At 51.6% G+C, this 23,591-nt stretch carries 21 protein-coding genes; all 21 read left to right on the top strand.

Annotation, left to right across the window (positions count from 1 at the left end; all coding sequences use genetic code 11):
* Window positions 1–98 precede the first annotated feature (98 nt).
* The gene (locus tag CLFS41_RS10225; protein WP_045092211.1) at window positions 99–749 is read left to right on the top strand and encodes a bifunctional precorrin-2 dehydrogenase/sirohydrochlorin ferrochelatase; all 651 of its coding nucleotides are present in this window, start codon (window positions 99–101) and stop codon (window positions 747–749) included.
* Window positions 742–1,650, top strand: coding sequence for a hydroxymethylbilane synthase (hemC, locus tag CLFS41_RS10220; RefSeq protein ID WP_045092210.1), 909 nt, complete (start codon window positions 742–744; stop codon window positions 1,648–1,650). The genes CLFS41_RS10225 and hemC overlap by 8 nt, the downstream gene beginning before the upstream one ends.
* Before the next feature lies 1 nt (window position 1,651).
* Entirely contained in the window at window positions 1,652–3,205 is a 1,554-nt protein-coding gene (cobA, locus tag CLFS41_RS10215; RefSeq protein ID WP_045092209.1) for a uroporphyrinogen-III C-methyltransferase, read from the top strand.
* A gap of 81 nt (window positions 3,206–3,286) precedes the next feature.
* Window positions 3,287–3,931: a hypothetical protein gene (locus CLFS41_RS10210; protein ID WP_082082550.1), complete on the top strand. Its 645-nt coding sequence runs from the start codon at window positions 3,287–3,289 to the stop codon at window positions 3,929–3,931.
* Window positions 3,932–4,007: 76 nt separating this feature from the next.
* Complete coding sequence (locus CLFS41_RS10205; protein WP_045092208.1) at window positions 4,008–5,396, top strand: Wadjet anti-phage system protein JetA family protein; 1,389 nt, start codon at window positions 4,008–4,010, stop codon at window positions 5,394–5,396.
* Window positions 5,386–6,153, top strand: a complete 768-nt coding sequence (locus CLFS41_RS10200) for a DUF4194 domain-containing protein (RefSeq protein WP_045092207.1) — start codon at window positions 5,386–5,388, stop codon at window positions 6,151–6,153. Before CLFS41_RS10205 ends, CLFS41_RS10200 begins: the two co-directional genes overlap by 11 nt.
* On the top strand, window positions 6,140–9,562 hold the full coding sequence (locus tag CLFS41_RS10195; RefSeq protein ID WP_007864947.1) for an SbcC/MukB-like Walker B domain-containing protein: 3,423 nt from the start codon (window positions 6,140–6,142) through the stop codon (window positions 9,560–9,562). The genes CLFS41_RS10200 and CLFS41_RS10195 overlap by 14 nt, the downstream gene beginning before the upstream one ends.
* 95 nt (window positions 9,563–9,657) lie before the next feature.
* On the top strand, window positions 9,658–11,016 hold the full coding sequence (locus CLFS41_RS10190) for a citrate/2-methylcitrate synthase (protein WP_045092206.1): 1,359 nt from the start codon (window positions 9,658–9,660) through the stop codon (window positions 11,014–11,016).
* Between the two features lie 282 nt (window positions 11,017–11,298).
* A complete protein-coding gene (locus CLFS41_RS10185) occupies window positions 11,299–12,630 on the top strand; it encodes an enolase C-terminal domain-like protein (protein ID WP_045092205.1) in 1,332 nt (443 codons plus the stop codon).
* Between the two features lie 61 nt (window positions 12,631–12,691).
* Window positions 12,692–14,068, top strand: coding sequence for a gluconate:H+ symporter (locus CLFS41_RS10180; protein WP_045092204.1), 1,377 nt, complete (start codon window positions 12,692–12,694; stop codon window positions 14,066–14,068).
* Between the two features lie 125 nt (window positions 14,069–14,193).
* Complete coding sequence (locus CLFS41_RS10175) at window positions 14,194–14,403, top strand: DUF4177 domain-containing protein (protein ID WP_007864926.1); 210 nt, start codon at window positions 14,194–14,196, stop codon at window positions 14,401–14,403.
* Window positions 14,404–14,659: 256 nt separating this feature from the next.
* Window positions 14,660–15,406: a 5-formyltetrahydrofolate cyclo-ligase gene (locus CLFS41_RS10170; RefSeq protein WP_007864923.1), complete on the top strand. Its 747-nt coding sequence runs from the start codon at window positions 14,660–14,662 to the stop codon at window positions 15,404–15,406.
* 14 nt (window positions 15,407–15,420) lie between these two features.
* Window positions 15,421–16,953 carry an ABC transporter ATP-binding protein gene (locus CLFS41_RS10165; RefSeq protein WP_045092203.1) on the top strand — a complete coding sequence of 511 codons (1,533 nt, stop codon included), beginning with the start codon at window positions 15,421–15,423 and terminating at the stop codon, window positions 16,951–16,953.
* Window positions 16,940–18,019 carry an ABC transporter permease gene (locus CLFS41_RS10160; RefSeq protein ID WP_045092202.1) on the top strand — a complete coding sequence of 360 codons (1,080 nt, stop codon included), beginning with the start codon at window positions 16,940–16,942 and terminating at the stop codon, window positions 18,017–18,019. The genes CLFS41_RS10165 and CLFS41_RS10160 overlap by 14 nt, the downstream gene beginning before the upstream one ends.
* Window positions 18,016–18,957, top strand: a complete 942-nt coding sequence (locus CLFS41_RS10155) for an ABC transporter permease (RefSeq protein WP_007864916.1) — start codon at window positions 18,016–18,018, stop codon at window positions 18,955–18,957. The genes CLFS41_RS10160 and CLFS41_RS10155 overlap by 4 nt, the downstream gene beginning before the upstream one ends.
* A gap of 54 nt (window positions 18,958–19,011) precedes the next feature.
* The gene (locus tag CLFS41_RS10150) at window positions 19,012–20,076 is read left to right on the top strand and encodes a BMP family protein (RefSeq protein ID WP_045092201.1); all 1,065 of its coding nucleotides are present in this window, start codon (window positions 19,012–19,014) and stop codon (window positions 20,074–20,076) included.
* Between the two features lie 179 nt (window positions 20,077–20,255).
* Window positions 20,256–21,122 carry a MerR family transcriptional regulator gene (locus CLFS41_RS30995; RefSeq protein ID WP_007864911.1) on the top strand — a complete coding sequence of 289 codons (867 nt, stop codon included), beginning with the start codon at window positions 20,256–20,258 and terminating at the stop codon, window positions 21,120–21,122.
* Between the two features lie 89 nt (window positions 21,123–21,211).
* On the top strand, window positions 21,212–21,556 hold the full coding sequence (gene ylxM, locus CLFS41_RS10140) for a YlxM family DNA-binding protein (protein ID WP_007864908.1): 345 nt from the start codon (window positions 21,212–21,214) through the stop codon (window positions 21,554–21,556).
* A gap of 31 nt (window positions 21,557–21,587) precedes the next feature.
* Window positions 21,588–22,964 (top strand): signal recognition particle protein, encoded by a 1,377-nt coding sequence (ffh, locus tag CLFS41_RS10135; protein ID WP_007864905.1) that lies wholly within the window; start codon window positions 21,588–21,590, stop codon window positions 22,962–22,964.
* 88 nt (window positions 22,965–23,052) lie between these two features.
* Window positions 23,053–23,295 (top strand): 30S ribosomal protein S16, encoded by a 243-nt coding sequence (gene rpsP / locus CLFS41_RS10130; RefSeq protein WP_007864902.1) that lies wholly within the window; start codon window positions 23,053–23,055, stop codon window positions 23,293–23,295.
* 20 nt (window positions 23,296–23,315) lie between these two features.
* Window positions 23,316–23,543 (top strand): KH domain-containing protein, encoded by a 228-nt coding sequence (locus CLFS41_RS10125; protein WP_007864899.1) that lies wholly within the window; start codon window positions 23,316–23,318, stop codon window positions 23,541–23,543.
* The last annotated feature ends 48 nt before the right edge of the window (window positions 23,544–23,591 follow it).

Below are 23,591 nucleotides of genomic sequence, written 5' to 3'. Positions count from 1 at the left end.
GCGGACAGCATGGACCAACTTCTGTCTGCGTCTCATTCAATGTCTTTGCAGGAAGCGGGACAGGAGACAGATATGGGATTGATGGAGGAGGTAAGGAAATGGCATATTTTCCGTTTTTTGCAGATATAGAGGGAAAGAAATGGCTGATCGCCGGAGGAGGCGGGGTATCCCTGCGCAAGGTCAGGGACCTGCTGCCCTATGGCGCCATCATACGGGTGGTGTCCACAGACCTGTCCGCCGGTCTGTTGGAACTGGGTGCGGATCCTGTTTACAGGGGCAGGCTTACCCTGTCCCGCCGGGCATTTGAGGACGGGGATCTGCTGGATGCTGACTTTGTCATAGCGGCTACCAGCGACCAAGCACTGAACAGCCATATATCCGCTGTCTGTCATAGACAGCGGATTCCGGTCAATGTGGTGGACGTAAAGGAGGAGTGTTCCTTTATCTTTCCCTCCATTGTGCGGGACGGCCCCGTGGTGGTGGGCATTTCCACCGGAGGCGCAAGCCCTGTGATCGCCAGATATCTGAAGGCGCGGATCAGCCGGATCCTTCCGGACAATTTGGGGGATCTTGCACAGCAGCTGAGCGGATACAGGGGGCGGATCAAGGCCCTGTTCCCCCATTCCCCAGAGGTACGGTCCGGTCTGTTCTATGAACTGGCGGAGAAAGGCTTGGAAAACGGCTGCAGGCTGACACCGGAGCAGGCAGAAATCATTATTAACAGAAAGTTGGAGCAAGAACATGAGTAAAGTCGTCCGCATCGGCACAAGGAAGAGCGCGCTGGCCCTGATCCAGACACAGCTGGTGGCAGAGGAGCTGAAGCAAGCCTGTCCGGGGCTTGAGATAGAGGTGGTTACAAAGGACACGCTGGGAGACAGGATCTTAGACAGGCCTCTCCAGGAATTTGGCGGAAAAGGTGTGTTTGTGTCAGAATTTGAGCAGGCCATAAAGGCGGGTACCATTGACCTGGCCGTACACAGCGCAAAGGATCTTCCCATGGAGCTGGCGCCCGGACTTTGCATTGCCGCCGTCTCTCACCGCGAGGACCCCAGGGATGTGCTGGTAACCATGAAAGGGGCCATGGAGACAGGAAAAAAAATCATAGGAATCGGTACCTCCAGCCCCAGAAGGCAGCTGGAAGCCATGGAAAACCATGAGATTTTATGGCCTGGTTCAAAGGGAGTGCAGTGCGGCATTCTCAGGGGAAATGTACACACGCGGTTAAAGCGCCTGAAGGAAGGCTCCTTTGACGGGATCATACTGGCGGCCGCGGGTCTAAAGCGCCTGGATCTGCTTGGGCATGACGGATACGATTTCCGTTTCCTGCGGCCGGATCTGTTCATACCTGCCGGCGGCCAGGGGCTGATGGCCGTGGAAGCCAGGGAGGGAAGCGAAGCAGCCGCTCTGTGCCAAGCCATGGATCACCGGGAGGGGAGGCTGTGTCTGACCCTGGAGAGGGCAGTCCTCCAGCTTTTAGAGGCCGGCTGTCATGAGCCGGTGGGAATCTTCTCACAGCTGTCCGGGGAAAGAATGAAGGTTTGGGGAATCAGCCGCAAGAACAATATCACAAAACGCGCCTGCCTGGAGGGGGGCATTACTCCCCGGGAGATACGGCAAATGGCGGAACAGGCCGGAAAGGAGCTTGGCTGATATGAAGAAACAGGGAATAGTGTACCTGGTAGGGGCCGGACCGGGAGATCCGGGCCTTATGACCATAAAGGGCCGGGAACTTCTGGCTTCCTGCGATGCCGTGGTTTACGACCACCTGGCCTCAGAGCATTTCCTTGGCTGGATCCCCGGGACATGCCGGAAACTTTATGTAGGAAAGCAGGCGGGACGTCACTCCATGAAACAGGAGGAGATCAATGAACTGCTTGTAACGCTGGCCTTATCCGGGCTGACGGTGGTAAGGCTTAAGGGCGGCGATCCCTTTGTGTTCGGCAGAGGCGGGGAGGAGATCCTGGCCCTTGAAGCCCATAAGATCCCCTATGTGGTTGTCCCCGGCGTCACCTCAGCCGTGGCAGTCCCTGAGTGTGCGGGAATTCCTGTCACCCACCGGGCGGTAAGCCGCAGCTTTCATGTGATAACCGGACATATGAGGGAGGGCGGGGAGTGCCTGCCCCCCGACTTTGAGAACTATGGCTCCCTTCCCGGCACCCTGGTATTCCTTATGGGTCTGGGGCAGCTGCCCGCCATCACACAGCGTCTGATCACCGGGGGCAAATCGCCGGATACACCGGCCGCCGTTATTGAGAGGGGAACCCTTCCCGGCCAGCGCGTGGTCCGGGCCGCCCTGTCCCGCCTCCACGATGCGGTCCAAAGAGAGGGTATCCGCACCCCTGCCGTTATTGTGGTGGGGGAGACGGCAGCCTATGATATGAAGTGCAGCGCATTAAGGCCCCTTTCCGGGATCCGGGTCGGTATCACCGGCACGGAACAGTTTGCAGGCAGGCTGACCCGCGCACTTGAAGCCCAGGGCGCCCAGGTTTCATGGGTTCTGGACATGAAGGTGATCTCCCATGCCGAAAGCGCTCCCATGAAGGATGCCTACAAAAACCTGGAGCAATATACATGGATCGTGTTTACCAGCGCCAATGGAGTAAGGTTGTTTTTCCTGGGTCTGCGGGCTGCGGGCAGGGATTACAGAAGCCTGGGGCATGTCAAATTCGCCGTCATCGGGGAGGGGACCGGCCGGGAGCTGGAGAGGTACGGGTTCCAGGAGGATTATATGCCGGATTCCTATTGCGCCGAAGCGCTGGGACAGGGGCTCTGCGGCATCCTCACACCAGCGGACCGGCTTCTCATCGCACGTTCAAAGGGAGGTTCCCCTGTGCTGACCCGGCTGCTGGGCCAGGCGGGGATCCTGTTTGACGACATCCCATTGTACGAGGTAAAGGGCAGTTCTGTAAATGACAGTTCTGTAAATAACAGCCCTGCAAATGACAGCCCTGCAGATAAAACCGAAACGCTGGACTACCTTACATTTGCCAGCGCTTCCGGGGTCAGGGCTTATTTTGAACGCATGGACTCCATTGGCATGCCATCCTGGCTGCCGGATGCAAAGATGGTCTGTATCGGTGATATCACAGCCCGGGAGCTGGAACGATCCGGACATAAGGCCCACATCACGGCTTCCAGCTACCACATCGGCGGACTGGTGCAGGCGATCATTGACCATGCGGCTCTCTCATCATCTAAATCGTAATAAATATTAAGGTTAGGATAAAGACTTTGTCCATTTAAGCTGATATAATTTTTATATCTGGTTTTACGGGGGAATAAGGACATGAATACAGTAAAAAGGACAAAGTTAAAGGGAAAACATACTGCCTGGATCCTCGTTTTAGCGCTGGCCTGTATCCTAACAGCCGCTGCAATTTGGATGACCCATAGGGGAAAGGGCGGGATCCAGATTGCCGGTGATGCTTATTATGCCGGCAGTTTTCCGTTAGAAGGGTATTTTGATTACCATCAGATGGATAAAAAGTGGGCCGGGAACCCCCTTGGGGAGGCCAGGGACACCATGGGTTCCTCAGGCTGCCTGACCTGCTGCATCGCGGCATCCCTAAAGGGACAGGGCATTTACGATTACACGCCGGGACAGTTAAACCAGCTGTTCAATGACCACGGGGTCTATAATGAAAGCGGCGCCATTATCTGGAAAAACCTGGAGGAAGCCCTTCCAGGCGTAACCGTGGACCTGGACGGCCAAATGTCAAGTGCGTTCATCAACCGTATGATAGAACAGGGGAAATACCCCATTGTAAAGGTAAGGCGCAAAAGCGGCGCCGTACATTGGATCATGCTCACGGGAACAGAGGAAGATTCCTATGACATCACTGCCATGGATCCCATTGACGGATATGTCCACTTAAGCGATTACGCAAACACAATTTACAGTGTCCGTGTGGTAACAGGAGGATTTTACTGATTGTCACATAGGCTGTTTCCTGCTATAATAGTACGGAAAACCGCTGTCAAAGGCAGGTTGTTACCGGAGGATTAAGATGATACTTATGAATGAAATACCGGACCGGTTTTGGAGCTTATTCCGCTCTATAAACCGGTCTACTTATATTGAAGCGCTATTAAAGATCAATGAGGAATATGAGTACAGCAACTACTTTCTCAGCAGGGAAATGTGCATCCAGCTTCTCAGCGAATATTTTTCCAGAAAAAAGTATGTCCTATGGCAGGACGAGACGGAAGATGACTGGGATACCCTTGAGCCCCCAGCCACCAGGGTCCTGAACTGGCTTTTGAGAAACGGCTGGCTGAGGAAAGTGGATGATTATGCCAATATGACCGTGAATATTGTCATCCCCGATTATGCGGCTGTTATGATCGAAGCATTTGCAAGGCTTGCAAGGGATGAGGAAGATGAGACGGAAATTTATATCCAGAATGTCTATGCCATTCTATTTTCTCTGAAAAATGATCCCCGGTCCAGTATAACCCTTCTCAACACCGCGCTGGTCAATACAAAGAAGCTGAATAAGTCTCTGCAGGATATGCTCCATAATATGGACAAATTCTTCGGCAGCCTTTTGGAGCAGAAAAATTATGAGAGCCTGCTTAAAGAGCATCTGGACCGCTATGTGGAAGAAATTGTAAACAGAAAATACCATATCCTTAAGACTTCCGATAACTTTTATCTGTATAAAACAGATATCAAACGCTGGATCACAGCCATGCGCCAGGACGAGGAATGGATCGGGCAGATGTGCGCAAGGCCCGCTGGTTTCTTTGTGCGGAAACCCTCCAATGTAACCGAGGCAGAAGTCATGGAAAAGCTGGATCAGCTGGAACGCGGGTTTGACGACATAGAGCACCGCATTGCCAACATGGACAAGGAACACACCCGCTATGTGCGGGCCACGGTTACCAGGCTCAACTATCTCCTGAACCAGGAGGATAACATGAAGGGACTGGTGGTGCAGCTGCTGAACCATTTATCGGAATATGACTGTCCCCAGGAGGATGTATCATCCATTGGGGCCAGGATGAACCTGTCCCAGGTAAGTATTTTATCGGAACGATCCCTGTACAAAAAGCGCAGGACAAAGACGGATTTTAAAGAACAGTTAAAGGACGAGGCCCTGTCCAGGGAGCTGTCCATGGAGGAGGTCCTGAACCTGAACAAGGTAAAGAACCGCTACAGCAGAAAAGAGATCGAAGGCTTTATTGAAACCCATATGGAGAACGGGATCATGGCAGTGGACAAGGATACTGTTTCCAATGACGAGGAGTTTGAAAAGCTGATCCTGGCTTACGATTATTCCACCCGCTTAAAAAGCGCCTATGAGGTGGAGAACCAGGAACCGGAGATGATACACAACGGCAGATACACCTACCCGGGCTTTGTATTTGCAAGGAGGAAAAATAATGCCATTTGACATACCCTATTATGACGGCCTGATGCAGGAAGAACAGGCCCAGGTCACAGGATCCATACGCCTTTTGCTCCACCAGACATTTATCCTGGAGCGCAAATTTGACAGGCGCACCGGGCGTTTCCAGTATAACCAGGAGTTCCGCGCCTGCAACAAGCATCTGGAATTTATCAGGAACTATTTTGCGGTCAGCGGGGTCGAAGTTCAGGAGAACAGCCAGCTGGGCCTTATCTATATCCAGGGAGAAAATCTCATCGGAGATAAGCTGCCCAAGCTGGCCACTCTCTATCTGCTGGTGCTGAAGCTGATCTACGATGAGCAGATGGAGAGCGTGTCCACCAGCGTCAATATCTACACTACCCTGAGGGAGATCCATGAAAAGCTGGGCAGCTACCGTCTCTTTAAAAAGCAGCCCTCCCCCACGGACATCCGCAGGACAGTCACACTTCTCAAAAAATATCAGATACTGGAGCCACTGGACCTGCTGGAGGACTTAAACAGCGACAGCCGCATGATCATCTATCCCTGCATCAACGTGGTGCTTATGGGGGATGATGCCAGACAGCTGCTGGCATCCTTTGATGAGCGGCAGGAGGATGAGGGCGTACAGGGAAAAGCGGACCTTCCGCTTGAGGAACCTGATGTGACGGAAGAAAGCGAATTGGAAGAAAATGAACTTGAGGAAAATGAACCCGAAGAAAATGAACCCGAGGAAAAGAACATAGAGGAGAAAGGAGCGTCAGACAATGGAATTGACTGAAATAAACCGGACAGCCCAGGAACATTCCCCTGCTCCACAGGAAGGGACCCCAGGAAAAAGCCGCTTCCTTGCCCTTTCCAGGATCTGTCTGAATAACTGGCACTATATCAGCAGGCGCACCCTCTCCTTTAATGAAAATATCAACTTTTTCACCGGCCATTCGGGAAGCGGCAAATCCACGGTCATTGACGCCATGCAGATCCTTCTGTACGCCAACACGGACGGGCGTGGGTTTTTTAATAAAGCGGCGGCTGATGACTCGGACCGAAGCCTGATCGAGTACCTGAGAGGCATGGTCAACATTGGGGACAACAATGAGTTCTCCTATTTGAGGAACCAGAACTTCAGCTCCACCATTGTGCTGGAGCTGAAGCGCAGTGATACAGGTGAATGCCAGTGCGTGGGGATCGTATTTGACGTGGAGACAGCCACCAATGATATCTCGCGGCGTTTTTTCTGGCATAAAGGCCCTGTTTGGGAAAATGAATACCGCACCGGAAAAAGGACCATGTCCATTGCGGAAGTGGAGTCATACCTTCAGTCCCACTACAACAAAGAGGAGTGCTTTGCAACCTCCCACAATGAACGGTTTCGCAGGATCCTTTACGATACCTATCTGGGCGGGCTGGATCCTGAGAAATTTCCTCTTCTGTTCAAACGCGCCATTCCCTTTCGCATGAATATCAAGCTGGAGGATTTTGTGAAAGAATATATCTGCATGGAAATGGATATCCACATTGAGGATATGCAGGAGAGTGTGATGCAGTACGGGCGCATGAGGAAGAAGATCGAGGATACCTGTGTGGAAATACGGGACCTGGAGGAGATCCGCCAGGCCTTTGCGTCCTATGAGGAAAAGGAAAACCAGATCAAGAAATGCACCTATTTTGTGAAAAAGCTGGAGATTCTGGACCTCCAGACCCAGGTCAGAACTCTGGCCGACAAGCTGAATCTTGCCAAAACAGACCTGCTGCGCCAGGAGGAGGCAAGGGCGGGCGTGGAAACACAGATCGCTGACCTGACGGAACAAAGCGATGACCTGCTGCGCCGGATTGCATCCACCGGGTACGAGGACCTGAAGCAGCAGGCGGAGAGCCTGAACGAGCTGCTGGAGCGCCTGGGAAAAAGTGAAGCCAGGTGGCAGCAGACCACACAGGCGTTAAAATGCTGGGAGGAGGAGGATATCACCTCCAATCAAACCCTTTGGGATATTGAGGAATTTGAAAACCGCACCATTGATGAACACACTCTTTGCCGGTTAAAGGAGTCCATTGGCTCCATGTGCACCGACACGGAAAAGCAGCGCCAGGAAGCGTCCTCTGTGATCCGGGACCTGAAAAACAAAGAAAAGCAGACTAAGGATGAGCTGGAGAAACTGCGCTCCGGAAGCAAGGCATATCCCAAATATCTGGAAAACGCCAGAACCTTCCTGCAGCGCCGTCTGCTGGAGGAGACGGGAAAGGGCGTGGATGTCCATGTTCTGGCCGACCTTTTGGAGGTTAAAAATGCCCAGTGGCGCAATGCGGTGGAGGGCTATCTGGGCAGCCAGAAGCTGAGTCTTGTGGTGGCCCCGGGGTATGCCAGGGCTGCCCTGAAGATCTACGGGGAACTGGACAAAAAAGAATATCACAGCGTGGCCGTGCTGGATACGGAAAAGATTTCGGGAAGCCAGCACGCGGTGCTGCCCAATGCGTTGTCCCGGGAGGTAACGGTCAGGGAGTCCTACATACAGCCCTACATGGATCTGCTCCTGGGCAAGGTCATCAAGTGCCAGACCATAGAGGACCTGCGTGAGTGCCGCATCGGCATTACGCCGGACTGCATGCTGTATCACAGCTACCGGCTGCAGTATATCAATCCGGATCAATACAGCAAATTTGCCTACATTGGCAAGGACAGCATGAGACGGCGCATCCGCCTTCTGGAGCAGGAACTGGAATCCCTGGGCGTCCAGAGAAAGCCCCATGAAGAGGTGGTCAGGGAATGCCAGCGCATCCTCACCCTGGAGCAGCTATCACTGGAGCCTGGAGAGTACATGGAGTGGCTTAAGGATATCGGTTCCTGGAATGAAAAACAGCGCGAGAAAAAGCGGATCCTTCAGAAACTGGAGAAACTGAAGGTTCAGAACGTGGACCAGCTGGAGCAGGAGAGAAAGGCTGTGGTCAGCCTGTGCGATGGCAAAAAGAGGGAGCGGGATGAGCTGCTGAATATGATAAGGGATAAGGAAAATGAGATCAGCCGTTATCAGAATGCGGCCATTGCCCTGAACGTGACCCTGACGGACCAGGAACGGGGATGGGAGACAAACCACGATTTCGAGTCCCAGCTGGCCGGATACCTCTCGTCCAAGGACCACCCCAGATATGACAGGGAAAGGGAGAGTTATGCCGCCAGATGTGTTAAACTTACGGAGAGCAGGGACACGGCCTTCCAAAACCTGATGACCGTACGGACCGATTACCTGAGGCGCTATCCCAACCGAAACTTCCCGGTCAACACAAAGGACAACCAGGCCTATGACCACCTGCTAAAGAGCCTGTCCTGCGACCACCTGGACGAGTACAGAAAAAAGGCGGCCGAACAGGCCAGGGCAGCGGTGGAGCATTTTAAAAATGACTTTATGTACAAGATCCGAAGCGCGATCCGTGAAGCCATGCTGCGAAAGGACGAGCTGAACCGTATCATCAGCCGCCTGGATTTTGGAAAGGATAAATACCAGTTTGTCATTGGACGCAACAGGGGGGCGGACGGCCGGTACTATGATATGTTCATGGACGAGTCCCTGGAGGTAAACCCCTCCGAGCTGGCGGATTCCTTTGATCATCAGATGGACCTGTTCACCGCACAGCACGAGAACCGGTACGGGGAGCTTATGGGAGAACTCATAAGCATATTCATCCCTCCGGAAAACGCCAATCCCCAGCAGATGGAGGAAGCCAAGCGGAACATGGACAAATATGCCGATTACCGCACTTACCTTTCCTTTGACATGCAGCAGCTGATCCAAAACGAGGATGAGGTCATCAAAATACGCCTGAGCCGGATGATCAAGAAGAATTCAGGCGGAGAGGGCCAGAATCCGTTATATGTAGCTCTTCTTGCCAGCTTTGCCCAGGCCTACCGCATCAATCTCTCCCCTAAGATGGAACGCAATCCCACCATCCGCCTGGTGGTGCTGGATGAAGCGTTCTCCAAAATGGATGCGGAGAAGGTGGCCAGCTGTATTGAACTCATCCGCGGTCTGGGATTCCAGGCCATCATAAGCGCCACCAATGACAAAATCCAGAATTATGTGGAGAACGTGGACAAGACCTTTGTGTTTGCAAATCCCAACAAAAAGTCCATCTCCATCCAGGAATTTGAGAGGGAGCGTTTCCCGGAGCTGATAAAAGATTTGGAAGAGGAATAGGAAAGTATTGCAATAATTTCCAAAATATATTAAAATAGTACTATTACTGATTTTACAGGAGGATACTATATCGAAAACGGAAGGAGACGATTTGCATGATTCAGACAAAGGAATTTTTGGACAATGTGGGTCAGTGGGCAGATATCTGCCTGAATGATGAGAGGATTGATTTAGGGCTCTACGAAAAGTACGAGGTGAAACGTGGGCTTCGTGACAAGAATGGAAACGGCGTGGTTGCCGGATTGACAAAAGTGTCCAAAATTGAGTCCAATAAGGTTGTGGATGGGGTAAAGGTTCCCTGTGAGGGCAAGCTATTCTACCGCGGCTATAATATTTATGATCTCATAGGCGGAGTAGTGAGAGACAACCGGTTTGGTTTTGAGGAGATTGCTTATCTGCTGCTTTTCGGGGAGCTCCCCAATGACGTGGAGCTGTCTAAGTTCAGGGACAGCCTGGCATACAGCCGCACCCTGCCCACCAATTTTGTCCGGGACGTGGTTATGAAAGCGCCGTCCAAGGATATGATGGTTTCCCTGAGCAAGAGTATCCTTACTCTGGCATCCTATGATGACAAGGCATGGGATATCTCCATTCCCAATGTCCTGAGGCAGAGTATGATGCTGATCAGCGTCATGCCCATGCTGGCCGCATACAGCTACCATGCCTTTAACCATTATGAGCGGGATGGGAGCATGTACATCCACCGTCCGGATGAGAACCTGTCCACGGCTGAAAACCTGCTGCGCCTGCTGCGTCCTGATATGAAGTATTCCCAGGTGGAAGCCCATGTACTGGATCTGGCGCTGATCCTTCATATGGAGCATGGCGGAGGAAACAACTCCACCTTTACCACCCATGTGGTCACCTCTTCAGGAACCGATACATATTCCGTTGTCTCTGCAGCCCTTGCCTCCTTAAAGGGGCCCAAGCACGGCGGCGCCAACATCAAGGTAGTGGAGATGATGGCAGACCTGAGACAGAATGTAAAGGATTTAAAGGACAGGGATGAGGTGGAATCCTATCTGAAGAAGCTTCTTCACAAGGAAGCATTTGACAGAAAGGGCCTTATCTATGGTATGGGCCATGCGGTCTACTCCAAGTCCGACCCGCGTGCCGAGATCTTTAAGCGCTTTGTCAAGCAGCTTTCAGAGGAGAAGGGACGCATTGACGACTTTGAGCTTTACTCCATGATCGAGGAACTGGGTCCCAAGGTGATCACGGAGGAGCGCAAGATCTATAAGGGCGTCAGCGCCAATGTTGACTTTTACAGCGGCTTTGTATACAGCATGCTGGATATTCCCGAGGAGATGTTCACCCCTATTTTTGCCATTGCCAGGATCGTTGGCTGGAGTGCTCACCGCATTGAGGAACTGATCAACATGGATAAGATCATCCGCCCTGCTTATACCAGCGTAATGCAGGAAGAGGATTACAAACCATTGTCACTGCGCTGATTTAAAAATCCGGTTTTTGCCGATCAATGATCCGGCTTGTGCAGAAAACATAAAAAGTACACAGGGCTATACAGGATAGATGAGTGGTCACCTATTCTGTATAGCCCTGTTTTTGTGCTGCGGCAAATTATCACCCATATTTTTACAATCATAAAACTATAAATATTTTTAAGAGTAAAAATAAAATTAAGTAATTTGACTAAGTGTAAATATTCCTTTAAAATGAAGATAACAACAAGGAACAGGGATCAGAACTTATCAAACAAAAGGAGAGTAACGAATATGACAACACCTGTAATCACAAAAATGGAAGTGTATCCGGTAGCAGGAAAGGACTGTATGGAGCTGAACCTGAGCGGTGCCCATGCTCCTTATTTCACAAGGAATGTGGTGGTCCTTTACGCGGACAACGGCGAGATGGGCGTGGGCGAGGTCCCGGGAGGCAAAAAGATCACCAATGCCCTGGAGGAATGTATTCCGCTGGTGGAGGGTACAAAGGTCGCCGAGTACAAAAGCACCCTGTTAAAGGTAAAAAAACATCTGGATTCCAAGGGTGAGGAGGATGTGAGAGGCAACCAGACCTTTGATCTGAGGACCGGGGTCCATGTGATCACTGCCATCGAAGCGCCCTGCCTGGATCTGTTAGGAAAGCACCTGGGTGTTCCCGTATGTGAACTGCTGGGAGAGGGACAGCAGAGGGACAAGGTACGGATGCTGGGCTACCTGTTCTTTGTGGGGGACCGCAACAAGACCGATCTGGCTTACGATGCTGAACCGGACGCAGACTGTGAATGGTACAGGATCCGCCATGAGGAGGCCCTTACAGCGGACAAGATCGTGGCCTTTGCCAAAGCTGCCAAGGAAAAATACGGGTTCCAGGATTTCAAGTTAAAAGGCGGCGTCCTTGCGGGTAACGAAGAGATGGATGTGATCCGGGCCTTAAAGAAAGAGTTCCCGGACGCAAGGATCGACCTGGATCCCAACGGAGGATGGCTCCTTGAGGAGGCGGTTGAGTATGTAAAGGGGATGCAGGGCATCCTGACCTATTGCGAGGATCCCTGCGGAGCTGAAGGCGTTTATTCAGGCCGGGAGATCATGAGTGAATTCCGCCGCCGGACCGGATTCCCCACAGCCACCAACATGATCGCCACAGACTGGCGTGAGGTGGGCCATTCCCTGGAATCCCAGGCCGTGGACATTATTTTAGCCGATCCCCATTTCTGGACCATGAACGGTTCCGTGAGGGTGGCCCAGATGTGCCATGATTTCGGATATACATGGGGAAGCCATTCCAACAACCACTTTGACATTTCACTGGCCATGTTTACCCAGGTGGGCGCAGCCGTGCCCGGCGAATACAATGCCCTGGACACCCACTGGATCTGGCAGGAGGGGATGGAACGCCTGACCAAGGAACCATTACAGATCGTGGACGGCTGTGTGGCCGTTCCCAGGAAACCGGGACTTGGCATAGAGGTGGACATGGAACAGGTAAAAAAAGCCCATCAGCTGTACCTGGATCACTGCCTGGGCGGCAGGGATGACTCTGTTGTAATGCAGTATCTGATCCCGGGATGGAAGTTCAATTCCAAGAAGCCCTGTCTTGTCCGTTAATGTTATTTTCCCGCCGTCCTGAACTGTTACAATCACACAAAAGAATAGGAGTCAAACCGTTATGACGAATGAAACACAAATGCTTCTGGGACTGTTTTTAGGCATTGCCGTTATGATATTTCTTGTCATGAAAACAAAGACCCATACATTCATTGCACTGCTCCTGGCAGCACTGATCACAGGTATTGTGGGACATATGAGCCCATCTGAGGCCATTGATGCCATCCAAAACGGCTTTGGAAGCACACTTAAGAGCACCGGCATCATCATCGGCCTTGGGGTTATGATGGGCGGTATCCTGGAAAAGACAGGCGCTGCAGAACGCCTTGCCTACACGTTCATCCGCCTGATCGGCAAGGGAAAGGAGGAGTGGGCACTGGGGATCACGGGATGGTTGGTTTCCATTCCCGTCTTCGCGGACTCTGCCATCGTGATCTTTGCCCCCTTGTGTAAAGCCATGTCCAGGGTCACCGGCAAGTCCGTGGTCGGGCTGGCGCTGGCACTGGCCTGCGGCCTGCAGTGCACCCATGTAATGGTTCCCCCCACACCGGGTCCGCTGACAGCCGCCGGCATGCTGGGAATTGACGTAGGACAGATGATCCTGGCAGGAAGCGGCATGTCCATCCTGATCTTTGTTGCAGCTATCCTGTATGCCAAATGGGTGGGACGCAAGATTTACCAGATCCCCCATGAGGACGGTACATTTGAGCGCATGGAATACAAAAAAGAATACTTAAAGACCATGGACCAGCTGGAGGAGATCATGAATGCCAGGGAACTTCCCGGTCTGGCTCCGTCCCTTGCCCCAATTCTTATCCCCCTGGTGCTGATCCTCTCCAAGACCATAGCTGACTTTGCAGGTATGCCGGAGGGAACCGCATATACCATCATCAGCCTGCTAGGTTCCCCCATCGTAGCCCTGGGTATCGGAACCACCCTGGCTGTCTATGGCCTGGGCGCCAAGATCGACAAGGACAAACTCCTGGGCATCATGAACGACAGCATCAAGGACACCGGAATGATCATGCTGATCACAGGTGCCGGCGGTTCCCTGGGCAATGTAATCAAGGTCAGCGGGATCGGTGACGTGCTGGGCGCCACCGTAGTGTCATGGCCCATACCGGCCATCCTCATTCCCCTGATCATCGGCGCCCTTATGCGTCTGGCCCTGGGGTCTGCAACCGTGGCCATCACCACGGCCGCATCTCTGACAGCCCCACTGGTCAGCGTTTTGGGAGTGAACCCCATTCTCCTGGCGCAGTCATGTTGTATCGGCGCCATTGCATTCAGCTATTTCAATGACAGCGGATTCTGGGTATTCAACGGAATGTTCGGCCTGACGGACTTAAAGGACCAGTTAAAATGTAAGACGGCCGTATCCATGATCATGACAGGGGTGGGGATAGCAGAACTGCTGGTGCTCAATATGGTTATGTAGAGAAATCAGGAATGATTCCTGAATCTATATACAATCTTTATACGCCCCTTTGAAATTCCAATAGCATCTTTATGAATCATTCTCTTATAATGAAGGCAAATATCAAAAGAGAAAGAGCTGTTATTATGGGGAAATTTGACTATAAATTTGTGGAGGTCCCATTTGACGGGAATTTAAAAACAGGCAATCTGGAGACCTTTGAGCGTTGTAAAGAGATCATTATGAATGAAGCGGCCGATGGATGGAGGCTGATCCAGATCATCAGCCCTGCAGGTGAAAAGAAGTCGCTTAGCGGAAGCTGCAGTTATGAAATCGTGCTGGAAAAAGAGAACTGAACATTTAATACCGGAAATCTCCGGAAACCTGTGTCCGATCAACAGGCTTCCGGGGATTTTTTACGTTCCGTGAAAGGGGACCGTGGCCGGACCACGGCGCCCGAAGAGGGTATAATTCCCCCTCCCCGTGCAATTTTATCTGTGTGTAATTTTTATATTGACAAACATGGAAAAACATACTAATATTAGCTGTGTTAATAATAAGAATGCTCAATATGAGAAAAAACAATAAATACACAAAGGAGAATGCGGGGAAATGAAGATGGACGCAAAAACAGCAAGGGTTAAGATTTGGGAAGAGTTACTTAAAGTTGCAAGGCCGGATTCCAAATTCAGCTGGGAATTTTCAGAGTTTATAGCAGATTACGAGGGCAGTGACAAGGGCGCCGCTCTGCTGGCCTCCACAGATATGTATAAAAATGCAAAGGTGATCTTCATCACCCCTGACAATAACCTGGAAAAACTGCGTGAAACAGCATTCCGGGATAAAAAGACCGTGGTCATGACAAACTACGGGATCACCCGGGGATTTTTCCTCATCAAACCCGAGTTTATCCCCGAAGGAAAAGAGGAGGTCGCATCTTTGTTGGACGGCGTTTCCCGTTACTGGAAGCACCAGACACTGGAGCAGTTAAAGGAATCCGTGGGCCACATCGATATGCTGGTCACAGGCGCTTCCGCCATCACCCCCAGCGGCATCCGTTTTGGCAAGGGACACGGCTACTTTGATCTGGAATGGGCCATGCTGTACACCATGGGCATTGTGGATGAAACTTCCGTTATCGTTGGCGCCGGACATGACTGCCAGGTTGCTGACGTGGATGTTACGGTGGAGGAGTATGATACAGCCATTGACTATATCGTAACCCCTACGCGCATCATTGAGACACGCCACGAATTTCCCAGACCGGTGAAAGGCATTATATGGTGCCGCCTTGCCCCGGGTATGAGGGAGCAGATCCCGCCGGTACAGGAACTGTGGTGCAAAGTACATTGCAAATAAACAGGAGAACATCCATGGACAACCAGACTCCATTACTGGAATTAAAAGGTATTACAAAAACATTCGGCAGCTTTACAGCCAATGAGGACATAAATCTTACCGTATATCCCGGAGAAGTCCATGCCCTTCTAGGCGAAAACGGCGCCGGCAAAAGTACCTTGATGAATGTGATCTATGGGATCTATAAGCCGGACAGGGGAGAAATCCGCCGTTTTGGCAGCCCGGTGAAGATCCAGTCCCCCAAGGACGCCCTGCGTCATGGAATCGGCATGGTCCATCAGCACTTTATGCTGGTGGACGTGTTCTCGGCCATTGAGAACATAGGTCTGATGGGGGATGCGGGGACCTTCTCTATTACAAACCGCAAGAAGATAGAAGAGAACCTGGAACATCTGAAGGAAAAATACGGGATCGATGTGGATCTTCACAGCCCTGTGGAGCAGCTGAGCATCGGCATGCAGCAAAAAGTCGAGATCCTCAAGCTTTTGTACACAGGTGCGGACCTGCTTATATTTGACGAGCCCACGGCGGTTCTCCTGCCCCAGGAATGCGATGGCCTGTTTGAGATCATTTCCAATCTGGTCAGCGAGGGCAAAGGGGTGATCTTTATCAGCCATAAGCTGGACGAAGTCCTGAAGATCAGCAAACGTATCACAGTGCTCACCAAAGGGCGCGTCACAGGTCAGATCGATACCAGGGATGCGGATAAATCCACCATTGTGCGAATGATGGTGGGAGAGGAAGTGAATCCGCCTGAATTTGACAAAAAACAGACCTGCCATGAAAACCAGGTGCCTGTAATCTGCGCCGAGAACCTGGAGGCGGAGGATGACCGAAAAGTCAAAACCCTGAACGGCGTGTCCTTGTCCGTGTACCCGGGAGAGGTGGTAGGAATCGCCAGTGTGGAGGGTAACGGACAGGTGGAACTGGCCGAAGTGCTGGCAGGGGTCCGCAAAGCCCTGGGCGGCACGGTGCGGATCAATGGTGAGGAGGTTTCCACCAGAAATGCAAAGAACTTTATTGATAAAGGCATTGCATATGTCCCTGCTGACCGTAACTATGTGGGCAGTGTGCCTGATTTCCCTCTCTATGAAAACTGGATCTTAAGGAACAGGAAACCTCCTAAAAAAGGGTGGTTCCTGGATTACCGCTTTATAAAAACCCAGGCAGCCAAAGCCATGGTCGACTTTGATGTAAGGGCCAGGGGGATCACTGACAGGAGCGCCAACCTGTCAGGCGGAAACCTGCAGAAGTTTATTTTGGCAAGGGCGCTGAGCAAACACCCCAAAGCCATGATCTGTGCATATCCCACCAGAGGGCTGGATATCAAAGCCACCTGGTTTATCCGTGAAAAGATCCTTAAGGCACGGGAAGACGGAATGGGGCTCCTTCTCCTGTCCGGGGATTTTGAGGAGCTGTTTGCCCTTTCGGACCGCATTGTGGTCCTTTACCGGGGCAGGATCGTGGGAGAGGTGGTTCCTGAAAAGACCACGGTCCGGGAAGTAGGTATGATGATGATGGGGGTGACGGCAGATGAAACTACTTGATTCCATGCAGGAAGCCGGGACAGCGGTCAAATGTCTCATTACCCTGGCCGCCGTGCTGGCCGCCCTTTTGATCGGAGGCATTTTTATCGCCATCCTCCGCGTTGACCCTTTGGAGGCCTATTATTACCTTCTGGTACGGCCCTTCCGCTCCTTTAGAAGCATTGGAGAAATTTCCGTAAAGCTGGTGCCCATCCTGATCGTGGGACTGGGAGTATCCTTTACGTTCCAGGCCAAGCTGAGCAATCTGGGCGGGGAGGGGCAGATTTGCCTGGGCGCCATCGGCATGACCATTGTGGGGATCTCCCCTCTTGCAAAAAGCCTGGGGCCCGTGTGGCTTCCCCTGGGAATCCTGACCGCAGCCGTATTCGGCGCACTGTGGGCCGGGATCGCAGGCTTTTTTAAGACACAGTTCGGGGCCAGTGAGATCATTACAACACTGCTCCTGAATTACATAGCAGTGCAGTTTTTAAGCTACTGCGTCTATTATCCTCTTAGGGATTCCAAGGGAAATATCCCCCAGTCCGCCAAGGTGGCTTCCACACTGCCAAAGCTCTTTGAAGGTTCCCGTATGAATGCGGGTATCCTCATTGCCCTGGCCGGTTTTGTGATCTACTGGATCGTCATCAAAAAGACCAGCTTCGGATACCGACTGAGGGTCCTGGGCGGCAGCATCAAGGCCGCTGCCTTTGGAGGCATCAGCCAGAAAAAATATTATCTGTCAGCCATGCTGGTCAGCGGTGCGTTTGCAGGAGTGGCCGGAGCCATTGAGATCGCAGGCACCCAGACCCGTCTGCTGGAAGGCCTGGCCGGCTCCTACGGATTTGACGGAGTGGTGGCGGCGCTGTTGGGAATGCTCCACCCTGTGGGGGTCCTGGTATCATCCATTCTTCTGGCAGCCCTTTCCTCGGGCGCGGAGACCATGCAGGTAAAAACAGGTGTTTCCTCCCTGTTCCTCAATGTGCTCCAGGCCCTGATCGTACTGTTCATCCTGCTGGGCTTCAGCTTTTTCGGAGTAGCGGGAAAAAAGAAACAGTCTGACAAAAGAATAGGAGAGGTGAAAAAATGAGTGAGATCTTAACAGCGGCATTTTTGGTTCCTCTTTTTACAGCAGGCGTGCGCATGAGCGTACCGTTGATATTCGGTTCAGTGGGTGACGTGGTGTCAGAGCGTTCCGGTGTGATGAACATCGGCCTGGAAGGTGAGATGCTGGTAAGCGCCCTCATATCCTTTATGGCAGCTTACCATTCATCCAGTATAGTCATCGGCATCCTGGCCGGAGGACTGGCAGGAATGTGCGGGGCCCTGCTCATCGCATTCTGGGGCGTCAGCCGCAAGCAGGACCAGTCCGTGGTGGGCATCATGTTCAATATCTTTGCCCTTGGCTTTACTAACTTCCTGTACAGGGCCGTGTATGGCGTGAGTACGGATAAGATCAAAGTGGACATATTAAAGAATATTGAGATCCCTGTTCTGTCCCGCATCCCGTTTATCGGTGACATTTTCTTCAAACACAATGTACTTGTGTACATTGCGCTCATAGCCGCTGCCCTTGTATGGTTCCTGCTAAAATATACCAACCTGGGACTTAAAGTGGATGCTGCAGGGGAAAATCCCAGGGCCGCGGCCGCGGCCGGCATCAATGTGGTGAAGATCAGATACAGCACCTATATGTTCAGCGGCTTTATGGCAGGCATCGGAGGCGCATTCCTTTCCTGCGGCATAGTGGGGACATTTACGGAAAATATGTCCTCGGGCCGCGGCTTTATCTGTCTGGCCATCACCATCCTTGCCAGGTGGAACCCTGTGTTTGCGGTATGCGCCGCATTCATGTTCGGTACGGTGGAAGCTTTGCAGCTGCGGCTCCAGGCGCTGGGGTCCCCCCTTCCGTACCAGTTTTTTGTGGCCCTTCCTTATGCGGTGACGCTCATCAGTCTTGTGATATTCGGACGCAATATCCATGCTCCCCGGTATCTGGGACAAATATATAATAAGGAAAGCCGGTAACCGGCCTATTTACCTGCTTGGCAGGATTAATATAATACAAAAGGAGACGTAATTATGAAAAAGAGCAAACAAGTAGTATCCCTTCTTCTGTGTGCCGCCATGGCAGCATCTGTGATCACAGGCTGCGGCAGCAAAGCAGAAGAAACCACCAAGGCAGCTGAAGCAGAAAAAACAGAGGCAGCCCAGGAACAAGGTGAAAAAGCCGCTGCCGGGGAAGTATCCAAGATTGCTATCCTTCTCCCAGGCTTTATCACGGACAAATCCTGGAACCAGGGCGCTTATGAGGGCCTTAAGGAACTGGAATCCCAGGGCTATGAGATCGCCTATACAGAGGATGTGCAGGCAGCTGACATGGAGTCCACCTTCAGAAGCTACTGCGAGGAGGATTATGACTTTGTGATCGGACACGGCGTGCAGTACGGAGACGCCTGCGTCCGCGTGGCTGAGGATTATCCTGAAAAATATTTCTTCATCACAGGAAACCCGCCTGAAGGCGAAGAAGCCCCATCCAACATTGCTTTCTATGATTACAAGGAGTATGAGGGCGCATACGTGTGCGGCGTGCTGGCAGCAGTGCAGAGCCAGAGCGGCGTGATCGGCTACATCGGCGGCGGAGACAACAGCACGCAGGCTTCCGATAAAAACGCATTTGTGGAAGGCGCAAAGGCAGCCAGACCTGACGTGGAAGTAAAAACAGTGATCACCGGCACCTTTAATGATTCCTCCAAGGGAAAAGAAACCGCCCTGGCCATGATCGAGCAGGGTGTTGACGTGATCCTTCAGACCTGCGATGAGACAGGGCTTGGAGCATTTGAGGCATGTGAGGAAAAGGGTGTGTTCTGTATCGGATATACCTCCGACCAGGCATCCCTGGTAAAGGACGACCTGTGCCTTACCTCCCTTATGGTAAGTATCCCCACCATGATCACCTCCCAGATCGACATCATCAATGCAGGCACCTTCGGCGGACTTGAAAACCCCGGTTTAAAGGAAGGCGTTATCAGTATCGCCCCTTACAGCAGCAAGGCGACTGATGAGGCAAAGGCAGCAGCTGACGAGGCAAAGGAAAAGATCATCAGCGGAGAGATCGTTCTGACCCCCAACTACAACAGCAACTAAATATTCCATAATTTTACAGTCCGGGGTGGAATGATCCGCTTCGGGCTGCTTTTTATGGCTATCACAAGGGATTATAAAAATTTCTCTATCATTTCCCCATTATTTCCAAAAATATACTTGACTGTACAGTTCCTGTATAGTTTACAATCAATGTATCCCAGGAAAGGAGGGTGCGTTGTATGAAGATGAAAGAAGCAGAAGCCAGAACCGGGCTGGACCGAAAAAACATCCGGTACTATGAAAGCGAAGAACTGCTGGAGCCCGGGCGCACGGAAGGAAACCGGTACAGGGATTACAGCGAGGAGGACATTGTACGGCTTTTGGAGATCAAGCTTTTCAGGCAGCTTGGCATTCCCATAAAAGATATACGCGGCTATTATGAGGGACGCATAGGATTGGGGGAAATGATGCGGATGCGCCGCAGCCAGATCGATGGAGAGGTGGAGCAGCTAAAAAAGATGGGGCAGATGTGCACCCGTCTGGAAGAGAGAATACAGCTGAGCCCCGTGGAGATCGGTCAGTGTCTTAAGGAGATCCATGAGGATGAAAAACAGGGCTTCCTGTTCCAGAACATCAAAAAAGACTGGATTTTGTTTAAAAAGGAACTTCATGGCCAGTACATTTATTTTGAACCCCAGGAAGAGATCCTGAACCCCACTGACTTTGCACGGGAAACCGCTATCTATGCCCAAAGGAACCATCTTGACTATGAAACGATCAGACTGGAGAAAACTTATGCCCTGATCCGGCTGGAGGGGATCGCGTACCAGGCTTCATTTACCTTTGGTCCCTGTTTCCGTCTCGCAAGGCTGCCGCTCGTCAAGCTGACCCGCTGCAACCCCCCGAAAAATGTAATGTCCACGGGCAAATACCTGTTCTTCTCCCTGGTTCCCATCATGGTTGCCATGTTTGGGATCGGGTTCAGCCTGATCGGATCCCAGTTTTATCCGGGCCATGGCCAGCTGTACCGTTCCGTAACAGTCATCTGTCTCCTGGCCGCTATTTTTATCTATGCTGGCTGTAAAAATGTACATTATAACGGGTAAATAAAAATTTATAAAAACTTTCAGGGAATGTCAAGTAAAAATGCTTGACATTCTTTCTGCCATCGTGTATGATATCACAGGTGGTTGAAATGGAAAAGATTGTGGAACAAGGTTTACTGTATGATTTTTATGGAGAACTGCTGACAGAACACCAGCGCAAAGTGTATGAGGACGTGGTGTTTAATGATCTTTCTCCCAGCGAGATAGCAGGAGAACTGGGGATCAGCCGTCAGGGTGTCCATGATCTGATGAAACGATGTGACAAGATACTGGAAGAATATGAGGCCAAGCTTCATCTGGTGGCCAAATTCATGAAAATCCGGGATATGGCCAGGGAAGTGGAACACCTGGCAGACGAATGTGCCCGAACCGGAGATATGGCCCTGATCGGCCGGATCCGCAGATTGTCGGGAGAAATCACCGGCACCCTGTAACCCGCAGCGGTGCGGCCCTTAGGAGGTATTCATGGCTTTTGAAAGCTTATCCGATAAATTACAGAATGTATTCAAAAACCTGCGCGGCAAGGGCAGACTGACAGAGGCAGATGTAAAAGCTGCTTTAAAGGAAGTTAAGATGGCCCTGCTTGAGGCAGATGTGAGTTTCAAGGTAGTAAAGCAGTTTGTCAGCTCGGTTCAGGATCGGGCGGTTGGGGAAGATGTATTCGGCAGTCTGACCCCCGGACAGACGGTTATCAAGATCGTAACGGAAGAGCTGGTAAAGCTCATGGGTTCCGAAACCACGGAGATTGCCCTGAAACCGGGCAACGAGATCACCATCATTATGATGGCAGGCCTTCAGGGTGCTGGTAAGACCACCACCACGGCCAAGATCGCGGGCAAGATGAAAGCCAAAGGCAAAAAGCCTCTTCTTGCAGCCTGCGATGTATATCGTCCTGCGGCCATTAAACAGCTGCAGATCAACGGAGAGAAAGTCGGCGTCCCTGTCTTCACCATGGGGGACAGGAATAAACCGGTGGACATTGCCAAAGCCGCTGTGGAGCATGCGGCTAAGAACGGAATGAACCTGGTCATACTGGATACTGCCGGCCGCCTTCACATAGACGAAGGCATGATGGAAGAACTGGTGGAGATTAAGGATCATGTGGACGTATACCAGACCATACTGGTGGTAGACGCCATGACCGGACAGGATGCGGTCAACGTATCCGGCACATTTAATGAAAAAATTGGTATTGACGGTGTCATCCTCACAAAGCTGGATGGCGATACCCGAGGCGGTGCGGCGCTTTCCATCCGCGCTGTCACAGGGAAACCGATCCTATATGTTGGTATGGGCGAGAAGTTGTCCGATCTGGAGCAGTTCTATCCGGACCGCATGGCTTCCAGGATCCTGGGAATGGGAGATATCCAGTCCCTGATTGAAAAAGCAACGGCCGAGGTAGATGAAGAGCAGGCCAGGGAACTGAGCCAGAAGCTGCGCAAAGCGGAATTTGACTATAATGATTTCCTGACCCAGATGCAGCAGATCAAAAAGATGGGTGGTATGGGAAGTATCCTCTCCATGATGCCGGGCATGGGCAGCCAGCTCTCCGGTGTGGATATGGATGAGGGCGAGAAATCCATGCGCAGGGTGGAATCCATTATCCTTTCCATGACCAAGGAGGAAAGGGACAATCCCAACCTGATGAACCCCTCCAGAAAGCAGCGCATTGCCAAGGGCGCAGGCGTGGAGGTCAGTGAAGTCAACCGCCTGGTCAAACAGTTCGACCAGATGAAGAAGATGATGAAACAGATGCCCGGCCTTATGGGCGGCGGCAAAAAGCGGGGCGGCTTCGGCGGTCTTGGCGGACTTATGGGCGGTAAGATGAAATTTCCATTTTAAGGCCCAGGTAACACAATACATTAAGCTAGTCAAACAGGATATCCTGTATGTCTAATATAAGAACAAATCACAAGGAGGTGAAAATCACATGGCAGTAAAGATGAGATTAAAAAGAATGGGACAGAAGAAGGCTCCTTTCTATAGAATCGTAGTTGCTGATTCCAGATCCCCAAGAGATGGAAAGTTCATCGAGGAGATCGGTTATTATGATCCAACCAGAGAACCAAGCGTAATCAAGTTTGACGAGGAAGCGACTAAGAAGTGGATCGCAACAGGCGCACAGCCTACTGAGACTGTTGGAAAACTCTTAAAGATCGCCGGCATTCAGTAAGACTCAAATGAGGTGGAGAGATGAAGGAATTAGTCGAAGTGATTGCGAAAGCACTGGTCGATAACCCAGATGAAGTTGTCGTTACCGAATCAATGAAGGGCGAAGATACATTGATCGAACTTAAGGTGTCTCCTGCCGATATGGGCAAGGTCATTGGCAAACAGGGCAGGATCGCAAAAGCAATCCGTTCCGTAGTCAAGGCCGCTGCATCCAAAGAAGACAAGAAAGTAATTGTTGAGATTCAGTAATTGATGGACCGCCGGCCCCTGGGCTGGCGGTTTGTTTCTTGCTAGGTG

The sequence above is a fragment of the Clostridium sp. FS41 genome (genome assembly GCF_000954015.1).
Taxonomy (GTDB): Bacteria; Bacillota; Clostridia; order Lachnospirales; family Lachnospiraceae; genus Enterocloster; species Enterocloster citroniae.
This window is presented reverse-complemented; position numbering and strand designations above follow the sequence as displayed.